Raw genomic sequence first — 13,220 nt, 5'->3', positions numbered from 1 at the left:
GGAAGCCATGAAGCTCACGAAGATGTCGCACGCCTGCGTCCGCCTCGAGAAGGACGGACGAACGCTCGTCCTCGACCCCGGCGGGTTCAGCGAGCTGGACGCCGCGGCCGGCGCGGACGCCGTCCTCATCACGCACGAGCACCCCGACCACTTCAACGAGGAGCGGCTGCGGGGAGCCATGGACGCCAACCCGGCCACCGAGATCTGGACCCTGAGGTCGGTCGCGGAGAAGATCTCCGCCGCCTTCCCGGGCCGCGTCCACACGGTCGGCCACGGCGACACCTTCACCGCCGCCGGCTTCGACGTCCAGGTCCACGGAGAACTGCACGCCGTGATCCACCCGGACATCCCGCGCATCACCAACGTCGGCTTCCTCGTCGACGACGGCAGGGTCTTCCACCCCGGCGACGCCCTCACCGTCCCCGACCACGCCGTCGAGACGCTGATGCTCCCCGTGATGGCCCCCTGGAGCAAGATCTCCGAGGTCATCGACTACGTCCGCGAGGTCAGGCCGCAGCGCGCGTACGACATCCACGACGCCCTCCTCACCGACCTCGCCCGCCCGGTCTACGACAACCAGATCGGTGCCCTCGGCGGCTCGAAGCACATGAGGCTGACGCCGGGGGAGTCGGCCGAGGTGTGACGGCCCCCGGCCCCGGCGCCCGGCCCCCGGGCGGGCCGCGTTGTCAGAGGCGCCGGGTAAGTTGTCAGGCATGCGCATCGCGACCTGGAACGTGAACTCGATCACCGCCCGCCTGCCAAGGCTGTTGGCCTGGCTGGAGAGCAGCGGCACCGACGTGCTGTGCCTCCAGGAGGCCAAGGTCGCCGAGGAGCAGTTCCCGCTCGACCAGCTGCGCGAGCTGGGCTACGAGGCGGCGGTGCACGCCACCGGCCGGTGGAACGGCGTGGCGGTGCTCTCCCGCGTCGGCATCGAGGACGTGGTCAAGGGCCTGCCGGGCGACCCCGGCTTCGACGGCGCCCCCGAGCCCCGGGCCATCTCCGCGACCTGCGGCCCGGTCCGCGTCTGGTCGGTGTACGTGCCGAACGGCCGCGAGGTGGACCACCCGCACTACGCGTACAAGCTGCTGTGGTTCGAGGCCCTGAAGGCGGCCGTGGCGGGCGACGCGGCAGGCAGCCGCCCGTTCGCGGTGATGGGCGACTACAACGTGGCCCCGACGGACGACGACGTGTACGACAGGTCCGCCTTCGAGGGCGCCACCCATGTCACCCCCGCCGAGCGCGCCGCCCTGGCCTCCCTGCGCGAGGCGGGCCTGTCGGACGTGGTCCCGAGGCCCCTGAAGTACGAGCACCCGTTCACGTACTGGGACTACCGCCAGCTCTGCTTCCCCAAGAACCGCGGCATGCGCATCGACCTGGTGTACGGCAACGAGCCGTTCGCCAAGTCCGTCACCGACGCGTACGTGGACCGCGAGGAGCGCAAGGGCAAGGGCGCGTCGGACCACGCGCCGGTCGTGGTGGACCTGGAGGTGTAGTCCCGCGAGCAGTCGCATCCGACCAGGGTCCACGGCCGAGCAGCCGGAGGTCGCGGCCGCCCAACTCCGCGTCCAGCCGGGCGTGGTGGCCCGCACCGACAGCGCGAACACACGCGGGTCGCCCGCGTCCGGCAGCCGTACCGAGCGCCCCTGCGCCCCGGCAGGAGCGGCACTGTCACGACGTACAGCCGGGCCTGCTCGGTGAGTTGGCCGGCAGGGGTGTTGAGGTGCGGGGCCACCGCCTGGGTGGCGAGCGGTCCGCGGTGCCAGTCGAGGGCGTGGTCAGCCGGTACGGGGAGCGGGTGCCGTCGGCGTACGTGACCGTGCCGCTCACCTGGTCCCCTGCCGCGGCCGCGACCAGGAAGGCGAGCGCGCCACCGCGGCCGCCCGCCCCGGACGTCCTGGCCGGCGGCCCGCACGTCGTCCCCCTCGCCCGCTGTCCGCCTCGGCCAGGTCAGCCGGGCTCCGTGCACGGTGAGCGTGCGGCCGGAATCGACGGCCCGCGCGCCTGTGGTGCGCACGGGGGTGCGGATGACACGCTGGGCGTATGAAGATCCCTTTTCTGGGCAACCGGCGCGAGAAGCCCGGCGCCCCCGACCCCGAGGGCATCGCCGAACTCCTCTCCGAATGCGAGCTGCTGCGTTCCCAGGCGTCCCGGGAGGGCGTCCAACTCGACGACACGGCCGCCTCGTTGGAGGCGCTGGACCAGCTGGTGCCGCGCTGGCGGGACGACGAGGAGGTGCTGCCGTGGCTCGGCAACGACGCCGGGCTCTATCTCGGCACGGTCATCGTGCGCACGGTTCCCGGCGCGGCGTGGGACCTGTGGCCCGGCGGCCAGCCCGTCATCCGGCTCGCCTCCGGCCGCGAGTTCGACGTCGTGGCCTCCGGGCACGAGTGGGCGAGCAGCGGGGTGCCCGAGCTCTCGCAGCTGTACGCCGAAGTCGCAGAAGCGTGAATCTCTGGCCCACAGGTCGACGTAAATACGGCTAATGCCCGAAAAGTGCGTGTCGTGCCTCGCCTGCGATCTTGCCCGGATAGGTTGCGGCAACTACGACACAGCTGAGAGTGAGTAGGGCTGGGCATGGCCGTCGATCCGTTGATCGAACTGCGTGACGTCAACAAGTACTTCGGGGAGCTGCATGTCCTGCAGGACATCAACCTCACTGTCGGCAAGGGGGAGGTGGTCGTCGTCATCGGGCCTTCGGGGTCCGGGAAGTCGACCCTGTGCAGGGCCATCAACCGGCTGGAGACCATCCGCTCCGGTTCCATCACGCTGGAGGGGCGGCCGCTGCCGGACGAGGGCAAGGCCCTCGCGCGACTCCGGGCCGACGTCGGCATGGTCTTCCAGTCCTTCAACCTCTTCGCCCACAAGACGGTCCTGCAGAACGTCTCGCTGGCCCAGATCAAGGTCCGCAAACGCAAGAAGGAGCAGGCCGACAAGCGCTCCCGCGAACTCCTCGACCGCGTCGGCGTCGCCGACCAGGCGGACAAGTACCCGGCGCAGCTCTCCGGCGGGCAGCAGCAGCGCGTGGCCATCGCCCGCGCCCTCGCGATGGAGCCCAAGGCGCTCCTGTTCGACGAGCCGACCTCGGCCCTCGACCCGGAAATGATCAACGAGGTTCTCGAGGTCATGCAGCAACTGGCCCGTGACGGCATGACCATGGTCGTCGTCACCCACGAGATGGGCTTCGCCCGCTCGGCCGCCAACCGCGTCGTGTTCATGTCCGACGGCCGGATCGTCGAGGACCGCGCCCCCGAGGAGTTCTTCACCAACCCGGACAGCGAGCGGGCCAAGGACTTCCTCTCCAAGATCCTCAAGCACTGAGCGGGAGCGTACGAACCGTGTTCCGTACCACCCGTGTGCCCTTCGCCCCGGCCGTGGGATTTCACCCGACGGCCACCGCCCCCGCGCTCGGCGACTTTCCCCGGCCCACGGCTCGTCAGCACGACCACGTGTACGGTGGCCTGTCCACCCACGTGACGGCCGAACCGATGACGCTGCTGCCGGGTGGGGGTCCCCCCACGGCCCGAAAACCGTAGGGGGGTGGCAGCTCGAGAGCCCATACCCGCCCGGCAGCAGCCGGAGATCACTGCTCGCGCAGCGGAATCGACACGTACGACGGGTCGGTGGCCGGCGAGGAGAAGGTCAGCTGCGCGCCGGACGGGTTGTGCTCGATGTAGAGCGGGTCGACCGTGTCGACCACCAGGGCCAGCCGGTGCCCTGCCGGGACGTCGTAGGCCGTGGAGAACAGCTCCAGGTCGACGTCGAACGGCTTCCCCGGGGTCCGCCCGTGGAAGGTGTACGGCGCGCTGCTGACCAGCTTGCCGAGGCCGAGCGGCCCCACGTCGTACAGGTAGGCGACGAGGGTGCCGCTCTCCTTGGTCGGGGTGAGGGTGGTGTGCAACTTCGAGGTACCGCGCACCTGTTGGGCTTTGGCGTACTTCTCCGACTGCCACACCGCGGCCCAGCGGCGGGGGAGCAGCGGGATCGAGGCGACCGGGGGCAGCTGGGCGACCTGGTCGAGGATGCTGGAGAGGAAGACCACCCCGCCGTTGGCGCCCGAGTCGACGTTCGCGCGGATCGTGGTCGTGCCCGCGAGGGCGATCTTCTTCTGGGTCGCCCCCACCGACTTCCAGTCCGGATAGCCTTCGTAGCCGCCCGTGGAACGGGACTTGAGCTGGACGGGCTGCTCGCGGTCGATTCCGTTGTCCTCGCCGAGGAGGTAGTGGTCGAACCAGCGCTCGGTGTCCGTCCACACGTCGTTGGGCAGCCCGAACAGGCCGGTGATCTCGGCGGTCGCGTGGTCGCCGGGGCGGAACTCCAGTCGCTTCGGGCCGGTCAGCTTCTCGTAGAAGTCCGCGTACTGGTTGGGCGGGAACACCGTGTCGCCCCACGCGTTGGCCATCATGACCGCGGCGCCGTTGCTGTTCAGCTGGTCTACATAGGTCGCAGCGGAACGTTTCTTCCCCCAGGCGACGAGCTCCGGCTCCTTGGCCAGGTTGGAGGCGTAGAAGTCGTCGAAGACCTGCCGGACTTCGGGGCCCTGGCGGCCCGTGATGACGCTCGCGCCGTCCAGGAGCCCGGCGGCCTGGACGTGCTGGGTGCGGCCGGAGTAGATCGAGCCGATCAGGTCGGCCCAGCCGCTCAGGGCGGCGACCGCCTTGACGCGCTTGTCGTGCGCGGCGGCGAGCAGGCTGATGCCGGCGCCGTAGGAGACCCCGGCCATGCCGACCTTCCGTGCGTCGGCGGGGGTGTTGGCGAGCGCCCAGTCGATCACCTTGGAGGCGTCGGCCGTGTCGGGCGGGCCCGCGACTTCTATCTCGCCGCCGGACTGCCAGAAGCCGCGCACGTTGTAACTGACCACCACATACCCTGAGTTCGCGAGCTTCTGGGCCTGGGCGAGATACTCGACCTGGGGCAGACCCCAGCTCGTGGGCATCACGAGCAGGGGGTAGCGGCGCGTGCCGTCGGCGCCGGCGGGCGTGATGACGTTTGCCTTGAGGACCGTGCCGCCGTCGCCGGTGATGTCGACGAAGCGGATGGCGGTCGCCGCCTGGGCGGTCGGGGCGAGCCCGAGGGCGCTGCCGGCGATCAGCGTCGCCGAGACGGCACCCACGGTGGTCGTGCGCAGGGCCTTGCGATGGTGTCCCACGGATCACTCCTGACTCGGTCACTCGTGTAAGTGCAAAGTGACCCGACGGTAACGTCGGCCTCTTACCGTAGGTAACCCATCGGTAAGTTACGTGGGAGTAACGATTGGTGGAATGTGCTGAAACCTAGGAGGCGCGGTGGGAGTTGCGCGGAGCCGCCGGGGTCGGAAGGGGTGCCTGTGCCTCGCGGGTGACGTCGGCGACCAGTTCGACGACGTCGGGGCCGTACGCCTGCGAGTTGACCACCTTCAGCAGCAGGACGAAGGCCGCGTCGCCGTACTTGCGCGTCAGCCGTTCGTGGTTGCGGGCGAGATAGCGGGTCGTGGCCTGGTTGGTGATCGCGGTCTGGCCGCAGAAGAGGAAGACGGGGCGGGTGCCGTGGCTCTCGTCCACGGTGAGCCGGGCCAGGAGGGTGTACTCGGTCCTGCCGACGTCCACGCGGTAGCGCTCGGAGCCGATCTGGAAGGCCCCGCGGTCCGGACTCGGTTCGGCGTCCACGTTCACCCGCACGCCGGGCAGCAGTGAGGACAGGTGCGCGGCCATGCGGCGGTTGGACGCCGGGCCGCCCACACAGAACTCGGTGCGCTCACCGAAACCCTGCCGGGCCGCGTCGTGCGGGACGACCTGGGCGTGGGCGCTGCAGTCCTTGATCAGCGCGGCCAGTTCGAGGAGGGCGAACACGTCGTAGCGCATCACCGCCAGGTCGGGCCCGGCGGCGCCGCGGTTGACCACCAGCAGCGACTCGGAGTTGTCGGGCAGCCCGAAGAAGGCCTGCTTGCGGCGGAGCTTCCGCTTCCACAGGTAGGTCCGGGCCAGCCAGCCGAGCGCGGCACTGATGCCGGCGGCCAGCACACCCAGGACGATGTTGCGCACGTCGTCATTCATGGGCGCGCATGTTAGCGGGCGAACGCAAACCGGTGTTCGAGACCGGCTCCTCGTGCCTTCCTGACGAGGCCATGACGATCGCATAAGCTGCGCGAACGGTCTTCTGGCTGGAGGTTCGGATGCGTGGCCCTGTCGCACGGAAACTGTCGGTTCTCGCGGTCTCGGCCGCCGTGGTGTCGGTGGGGGCGGCGCCACCGACCGGTCAAAGCCCGGCCGTTGCCAAGGTTCCCCTCGCCGTCGGCTACGGCGGCGCCGTGGCCAGCGTCGACGCGGACGCCTCCGCCGCCGGCATCGAGGTGCTGAAGAAGGGCGGCAACGCGGTGGACGCGGCCGTCGCCACGGCCGCCGCGCTCGGCGTCACCGAGCCCTACTCCTCCGGCATCGGCGGTGGCGGCTACTTCGTCTACTACGACGCCAAGTCCCGTACCGTGCACACGATCGACGGCCGCGAGACCGCCCCGCTGACCGCCGACTCCGGCCTCTTCCTGGAGAACGGCAAGCCCCTCGCGTTCGCCGACGCCGTCAGCAGCGGGCTGAGCGTCGGTACGCCGGGCACGCCCGCCACCTGGCAGAGAGCGCTCGACAAGTGGGGCAGCAAGGGGCTCGGCAGCGTCCTGAAGCCCGCCGAGCGCATCGCCCGGGACGGATTCGTCGTCGACGACACCTTCCGCTCCCAGACCGCCTCCAACGAGACCCGGTTCCGCTACTTCCCGGACACCGCCGAGCTGTTCCTGCCGAACGGACAGCTCCCCGTCGTCGGCTCCACCTTCAAGAACCCCGATCTCGCCCGCACCTACGCCGAGTTGGGCCGCAAGGGCGTCGGCGCGATCTACCACGGCGACCTCGGCGAGGACATCGTCGACACGGTGAACAAGCCGCCCGTGGACCCCGCTTCGGGCTGGAACGCCCGCCCGGGCGACCTGACGCGGAAGGACCTCGCGGCCTACCGCGCCAAGGCCCAGGCGCCCACGAAGACCTCCTACCGCGGCCTCGGCGTCTACTCCATCGCGCCCTCCTCCTCCGGCGGCACGACGGTCGGCGAAGCCCTCAACATCCTGGAGAAGACCGACCTTTCGAAGGCGAGCGACGTCCAGTACCTGCACCGCTACATCGAGGCGAGCCGGATCGCGTTCGCGGACCGGGGGCGCTGGGTCGGCGACCCGGCCTTCGAGGACGTACCGACGAAGCAACTGCTGTCGCAGAAGTACGCCGACTCGCGTGCGTGCCTCATCAAGGACGACGCGGTGCTCACCAGCCCGGTCGCGCCCGGCGACCCGCGCGACCCGGCCGCCTGCGGCGCCGGAGGGACGGCGGCGCCGACGACGTACGAGGGCGAGAACACCACGCATCTGACGGCGGCCGACAAGTGGGGCAACGTCGTCGCCTACACGCTCACCATCGAGCAGACCGGCGGCAGCGGCATCACGGTCCCCGGCCGCGGGTTCATCCTCAACAACGAGCTGACGGACTTCTCCTTCGCCCCGGCGAACCCGGCCGTCCACGACCCGAACCTGCCCGGTCCGGGCAAGCGGCCGCGGTCGTCGATCTCGCCCACCATCGTGCTGGACCGGCACGACAGGCCGGTGGTGGCGCTGGGTTCGCCCGGCGGCGCGACCATCATCACCACCGTGCTGCAGACCCTCACCCAGTTCCTCGACCGGGGGATGCCGCTGGTCGACGCGATCGCCGCACCGCGCGCCAGCCAGCGCAACGCCGCCCAGACCGAGCTCGAACCCGGGCTCTACGGCAGCGAGACGGCGAAGCGGCTGGAGGCCATCGGGCACTCCTTCAAGCTGAATCCGGAGATCGGCGCGGCGACGGCCGTACAGCGGCTGCCGGGTGGCAAGTGGCTTGCCGCCGCCGAGAAGGTACGACGCGGCGGCGGCTCGGCGATGGTCGTGTACCCGGCGCCGTAGGGGTCACAGCTCAGGGGCGGGCGGCACGTCCCCCGTACGGAAGGCGAGCCGTCCGCCCTCGGCGTCCACCGTCACCCGGCCACCGGCCGCGACACGGCCGTCCAGCAGCAGCCGGGACAGCTGGTTGTCGACCTCGCGCTGGATGGTCCGGCGCAGCGGCCGGGCACCGTACTCCGGCTGGTAGCCGCGCTCGGCGAGCCAGCCGACGGCCGTGTCGGTGAAGTCGACCGCGATGCCCTGCGCGTCCAGCAGCCGGCGGGTCCGCTCCAGCAGCAGGTGGGTGATCTGCCGCAACTGCTCGGCGGTGAGCTGGCGGAAGACGACGATCTCGTCGATCCGGTTGAGGAACTCGGGCCGGAAGTGCTCCCGCAGCGGGCGCAGGATCTGCTCGCGCCGCGCCTCCTCGTCCGCCTCGGCGCCGCCCGCCCCGAACCCGATGCCCGCGCCGCGCCGGGTGATGGCCTCGGAGCCGAGGTTGCTGGTCATGACGATGACGGTGTTGGTGAAGTCGACCGTGCGGCCCTGGGAGTCGGTCAGCCGCCCGTCGTCGAGGACCTGCAGGAGGATGTTGAAGACGTCCGGGTGCGCCTTCTCCACCTCGTCGAGCAGGAGCAGCGAGTACGGGTGCCGGCGCACGACCTCGGTGAGCTGGCCCGCCTCCTCGTGGCCCACGTACCCGGGCGGGGCGCCGACCAGGCGGCTCACCGTGTGCCGCTCCTGGTACTCGCTCATGTCCAGGCGGACCATCCGCTCCTCGCTGCCGAACAGGGCCTCGGCGAGCGCCCGCGCCAGTTCGGTCTTGCCCACCCCGGTCGGACCGAGGAAGAGGAAGCTGCCGATCGGCCGGTCAGGGCTGGCGAGCCCGGCGCGGGAGCGCATCACCGCGTCGGCGACCACCCGGACCGCCTCCTCCTGGCCGACGACCCGCTCGTGCAGATGCTGTTCCAGGCCGAGCAGCCGGTCCTTCTCCTCCTCGGTGAGGCTGCTCACCGGGATGCCGGTCTGCCGCGACACCACCTGCGCGATGGCCTCGGCGGTGACCTCCAGGTGCTGCCCCTCGTCCGCCTCGCCGTCGCCGCCGGCCTCGGTGATCCGCTGCTTCAGTTCGACGATCCGGTCCCGCAGTTGCGTGGCCTGCTCGTACTGCTCGGCCGCGACCGCCTGGTCCTTGTCCGTGATCAGCTGCTCGACCTCGCGCTCCAGGGTCCGTACGTCCGTGCCCTTCGTCCGGGCGTGCAGCCGCACCCGGGCCCCGGCCTGGTCGATCAGGTCGATGGCCTTGTCCGGCAGACGCCGGTCGGAGAGATAGCGGTCGGACAGTTCGACGGCCGCGACCAGCGCCTCGTCCACGTAACGGACCTGGTGGTGGGCCTCGTACCGGTCGCGCAGCCCGCGCAGGATCTCGATCGCGTCCGCGGGAGTGGGCTCCGGGATGAGGATCGGCTGGAAACGGCGGGCCAGCGCCGCGTCCTTCTCGATCCGGCGGAACTCCTCCAGCGTGGTGGCGCCCACGATGTGCAGCTCGCCCCGGGCCAGGGCGGGCTTGAGGATGTTGCCGGCGTCCATGGACCCGCCCTCGCCGCCGCCTCCGGCACCGACGACGGTGTGCACCTCGTCGATGAAGACGATCAGCCGGTCGGAGTTGGCGCGGATCTCGCCGACGATGTTGTTGAGCCGCTCCTCGAAGTCACCCCGGTAGCGAGTGCCCGCGACCACACCGGTCAGGTCCAGGGCGAACACCCGCCGCCCGATGAGCACGTCCGGCACGTCACCGTCCGCGATGCGCTGGGCGAGCCCCTCCACGACGGCGGTCTTGCCGACGCCCGCGTCACCGATGAGCACCGGGTTGTTCTTGCCGCGCCGGGAGAGCACCTCGATGGTCTGCTCGATCTCCTCGTCCCGCCCGATCACCGGGTCGATACGGCCCTTGCGCGCCAGGTCGGTCAGATCGCGGCCGTACTTGTCCAGCGTGGGCGTGGACGCGGCGCGCGGCCGTTCGCCGCTGGTCTGCCCGCCGTCCGGGGCCGACTCCGGCGGGAGGGCGGAGGGCGCGAAATGGGCCGAGTTCAGGATGTGCCCGGCCGCCGAGTCGGGGTTCGCCGCGAGGGCGCTCAGCACGTGCTCGGGGCCGATGTAGCCGGTGCCGCGGGCCCGGGCCAGGTCGTGCGCGTCCAGCAGGGCGCGCTTGGCGGCCGGGGTGAGCGACAGCGAGGTCGGCGGCGGTACCTCGCCCGGCGGGTGCTGGACCGGGCCCGAGCGCTCGTCGATCTCCGTCGCGAGGGAGTCGGGATCCGCGCCGGCGCGGCTGAGCAGGCTCCTGGTCGGCTCGGCGGACAGCGCGGCCCGCAGGAGATGCTGGGTGTCCAGATCCCGGCTGCCGTGTTCGGCGGCGTACTGGGCGGCGCCCCGCACCAGTTCCCTTGCGGGCTGACTGAGCAGCCGCCCGATGTCGATCTGCCGGGGACCGGGGCGCGGTCCGCCGAAGAATCGGGCGAGGAATTCTCCGAAGGCGTCGTAGCCTTCTGAGCCGGTGAAGCCGCTGGTCATGGCGTTCCCATCCGGCGTCCCTGCGCGGGCCCGGGACGCCCTCGCTGATCGACGTGCCGGAGTCGGGTAACCCACGTGACAGGTGGTTACACCCCTGGGCGCACTCGTAGAACACCTTCGCACGAACGAGGGGAGGGGGCACCTTCAGGAAAGCTCGCGGGATCGTCCAGAGAACCTCGCGGGGACTTCCCGTGGCCGCGCACGCTTCCCGGGAGCCTCCCTCCCCGCGCCTGCCACGACCAGGCGCGGGGAGGGACGAGCGGCGTCGGTCAGCGCGCCGTCAGGATCCGCGGTCCCGCGTCCGTGATCGCCACCGTGTGCTCCACGTGTGCCGCCCGCGAGCCGTCGTCGGTCCGCAGCGTCCAGCCGTCCGGTGCCTCGTGGTAGCCGTCCGTGCCGCCGCCGATGAGCATGGGCTCGAGCGCCAGGGCCATGCCGTGCCGCAACGGGAGGCCGCGCTGGGGGCGGCCCTCGTTGGGGACCGGCGGGTCCTCGTGCATGCGGCGGCCGATGCCGTGGCCGCCGAAGCCGTCCGGGATGCCGTAGCCCCCGGCGCGGCACACGGTGCCGATCGCGTGCGCGATGTCGCCGATGCGGTTGCCCACGACCGCCGCCTCGATGCCCGCCGCCAGCGCCCGCTCGGCGGTCTCGATCAGCGCGACGTCCGCCGGACGCGGCTCGCCGACCACGAAGCTGATCGCGGAGTCGCCGGCCCATCCGCCCAGCTCGGCGCCGCAGTCGATGGAGACGAGGTCGCCGTCGCGCAGCCGGTAGGGGGTCGGGATGCCGTGCACGATCGCGTTGTTCACCGAGGCACAGATGACGGCGGGGAAGGGCGTGGGGGCGAACGAGGGCCGATAGCCGAGGAAGGGCGAGCCCGCACGCGCCCCGCGCAGCACGTCGTGCGCCACCTCGTCCAGCTCCAGCAGGGAAACGCCGACGTCAGCGGCTTGCCGTACGGCCGTCAGGGCCTGTCCCACGACCTGGCCCGCCTCGTACATGGCGTCGATGGATGTGTCCGTCTTCAGCTCTACCATGCCAATTACTATACCGGTATTACAATGACGGCATGGTACGCACCCCTCTCACCCCCGAAGAGCGCGAACGTGGCGAACGGCTCGGCCGGCTGCTGCGCGAGGCTCGCGGTGGTCGCAGCATGACGGCGGTCGCGGCCGACGCCGGGATCTCCGCGGAGACCCTCCGGAAGATCGAGACCGGCCGGGCGCCGACACCGGCGTTCTTCACCGTGGCCGCGCTGGCCCGGGCGCTCGGTCTGTCCATGGACGAGCTGGCGGGGCTGTGCGCGCCGGCACAGGTGTGACGGGCTTCCCGGGGCGTCGCCGCGCAACGGTCAAGATCGCGCAATGAGGGTCATGCACTGCCCCGGAAAACTGCTCGTAGCCGTCCCGTAACACAACTGGTGTTGCCTACGGACCGGAGTGCTCCGGTCTGGAGGGAGTTGGGCGATGACTCTGGATCAACTCCCCGGCCGGGTCCGGGAGTTCGCGAACTACCTGGACGGTCTGCTGGGCCGCCTGGACCAGGGCGCCGGCTGGTGCGGCGTGTTCTGGCAGCGCGACCCCGACGGCATGCAGGCCTGCCTCGACGGACGTGAGATACCACCCTGGGACGTCGTCGAGGCGCTCCTCCAGGACCTTGCCACCGAGTACGGCGCCGCCGTCGCCGCCCCCGAAGCGGACCGCGCCCGCGCCCTGCACGCCGCCGCGCTCGTCGCCCACGACGCCCGGCCTGGCGGCCGGGACGCCCTCGGCGACCGCTTCGACGTCATGCTCCGCGAACAGCGCTACGCCGCCGAACGGCAGGCGGAACTCGGCCGGTTCCTCGCTTCCGCGACCACCCGGCAGGAGGCCGACGCCATCCGCCTCGACCTCGCCTGGGCCCGCGACGACCACGAACGCGCGACCCGCCGATGCGCCGAGCTCCGGGCGCGCATAGAGGACTTGGAACGACGGTCGGTGGGCGGCAAGGCCGAGGAGATCCGGCGCGCGCGGGCGGCGGAAGGCGCCTTCGGGCTCCGTGCCGACGCGAGGGACGCACGGACGGACGGGCGTGGGGCGTATGACCCGCGACCGGACGGGCGGGCGTCGTACGGTGCGCGTCCGGACGGGCGGGGGGCGTACGGCGCGTCGTCGGATGGCCGTGAGGCGTACGGGGCCCCGTCGGGTGGTCGTGACGGGTTCGGCACGCCGTCGCACGGTCGAGCGGCCCACGCCGGGGCGTCAGACGACCGAGAGGCCCACGCCGGGCCGTCGGACGGTCGGGGTGGCTCGTACGGTGGGCGATCGGACGGCCGTGACGTTGCGTACGGTGCGCGACCGGACGGGCACGACGACTCGTACGGCGCCGGATTCCCCGACATGCCGCAGCAGCGTGACCTCCGGTTCGCGTCCGCCGCGGAGGACGATCCCGACGCCGGTCGTGCCGAGTACGACAGCCCGTCCGCTCCCGAGCGGCAGGCCCCCGTCTTCGAGGAACCGTCCGCCCCGCCGGAGCAGCCCGCCGCCACCCCCAAGTCACGCAAGCGCCGGCGCGGCGGCGCGCGCTTCGCGGGGGTGGAGGAGGAGGGCGCCCCCGTCGTCGTACCGCCGGCCGTCGTACCGGACCTGCCCGCCGCACCCGTCGCCACCGGCCGCGGCCTGCGCGGAGCCCGGTTCGCCGGGGCCGCGGCCGATGCGCGGTCGCAGCCGCGGGCCGAGCCGTTGGACGC

11 protein-coding genes and 1 pseudogene are annotated in these 13,220 nt (G+C 71.6%); 7 read left to right on the top strand and 5 right to left on the bottom strand.

The features are described 5' to 3' along the window. The first annotated feature begins 7 nt into the window (after positions 1-7). Together ACWBNA_RS18760 and ACWBNA_RS18755 are read left to right on the top strand one after the other, a co-directional pair. Positions 8-643, top strand: coding sequence for an MBL fold metallo-hydrolase (locus tag ACWBNA_RS18760; protein WP_482705524.1), 636 nt, complete (start codon positions 8-10; stop codon positions 641-643). A gap of 70 nt (positions 644-713) precedes the next feature. Next, positions 714-1,493, top strand: coding sequence for an exodeoxyribonuclease III (locus ACWBNA_RS18755; protein ID WP_482705523.1), 780 nt, complete (start codon positions 714-716; stop codon positions 1,491-1,493). Here the strand turns inward: ACWBNA_RS18755 and ACWBNA_RS18750 are convergent. Next, positions 1,471-2,026 (bottom strand): annotated as a pseudogene (locus ACWBNA_RS18750) (SGNH/GDSL hydrolase family protein); the annotation flags it as partial. The gene ACWBNA_RS18755 and the pseudogene ACWBNA_RS18750 sit on opposite strands and share 23 nt — an antisense overlap. Positions 2,027-2,040: 14 nt before the next feature. Here ACWBNA_RS18750 and ACWBNA_RS18745 point away from each other — a divergent pair. Both ACWBNA_RS18745 and ACWBNA_RS18740 read left to right on the top strand, forming a co-directional pair. Further along, positions 2,041-2,448 (top strand): DUF6278 family protein, encoded by a 408-nt coding sequence (locus tag ACWBNA_RS18745; RefSeq protein WP_482705522.1) that lies wholly within the window; start codon positions 2,041-2,043, stop codon positions 2,446-2,448. Positions 2,449-2,574: 126 nt separating this feature from the next. Further along, the gene (locus tag ACWBNA_RS18740; RefSeq protein ID WP_482705521.1) at positions 2,575-3,318 is read left to right on the top strand and encodes an amino acid ABC transporter ATP-binding protein; all 744 of its coding nucleotides are present in this window, start codon (positions 2,575-2,577) and stop codon (positions 3,316-3,318) included. A 262-nt stretch (positions 3,319-3,580) separates the two neighbouring features. Here ACWBNA_RS18740 and ACWBNA_RS18735 read toward each other — a convergent pair whose 3' ends face one another. Together ACWBNA_RS18735 and ACWBNA_RS18730 are read right to left on the bottom strand one after the other, a co-directional pair. Continuing rightward, positions 3,581-5,146, bottom strand: a complete 1,566-nt coding sequence (locus ACWBNA_RS18735; RefSeq protein ID WP_482705520.1) for an alpha/beta fold hydrolase — start codon at positions 5,144-5,146, stop codon at positions 3,581-3,583. A gap of 124 nt (positions 5,147-5,270) precedes the next feature. Continuing rightward, positions 5,271-6,029, bottom strand: a complete 759-nt coding sequence (locus ACWBNA_RS18730) for a hypothetical protein (RefSeq protein WP_482705519.1) — start codon at positions 6,027-6,029, stop codon at positions 5,271-5,273. 119 nt (positions 6,030-6,148) lie between these two features. Here ACWBNA_RS18730 and ggt point away from each other — a divergent pair, with 119 nt between their 5' ends. Then, positions 6,149-7,945, top strand: coding sequence for a gamma-glutamyltransferase (ggt, locus tag ACWBNA_RS18725; protein ID WP_482705518.1), 1,797 nt, complete (start codon positions 6,149-6,151; stop codon positions 7,943-7,945). Positions 7,946-7,948: 3 nt separating this feature from the next. Here ggt and ACWBNA_RS18720 read toward each other — a convergent pair whose 3' ends face one another. After that, positions 7,949-10,492, bottom strand: coding sequence for an ATP-dependent Clp protease ATP-binding subunit (locus ACWBNA_RS18720; protein ID WP_482705517.1), 2,544 nt, complete (start codon positions 10,490-10,492; stop codon positions 7,949-7,951). A gap of 269 nt (positions 10,493-10,761) precedes the next feature. Continuing rightward, positions 10,762-11,529, bottom strand: coding sequence for a type I methionyl aminopeptidase (gene map / locus ACWBNA_RS18715; RefSeq protein ID WP_482705516.1), 768 nt, complete (start codon positions 11,527-11,529; stop codon positions 10,762-10,764). 32 nt (positions 11,530-11,561) lie between these two features. Here map and ACWBNA_RS18710 point away from each other — a divergent pair, with 32 nt between their 5' ends. Further along, a complete protein-coding gene (locus ACWBNA_RS18710; RefSeq protein WP_482705515.1) occupies positions 11,562-11,813 on the top strand; it encodes a helix-turn-helix domain-containing protein in 252 nt (83 codons plus the stop codon). 145 nt (positions 11,814-11,958) lie between these two features. Continuing rightward, a partial coding sequence (locus ACWBNA_RS18705; protein ID WP_482705514.1) for a hypothetical protein occupies positions 11,959-13,220 on the top strand: 1,262 nt, incomplete at its 3' end.

The organism is Streptomyces sp. Q2, assembly GCF_056820935.1.
The sequence above is the reverse complement of the archived record's forward strand: the minus strand, read 5'-3'. Positions and strand labels throughout refer to the sequence as shown.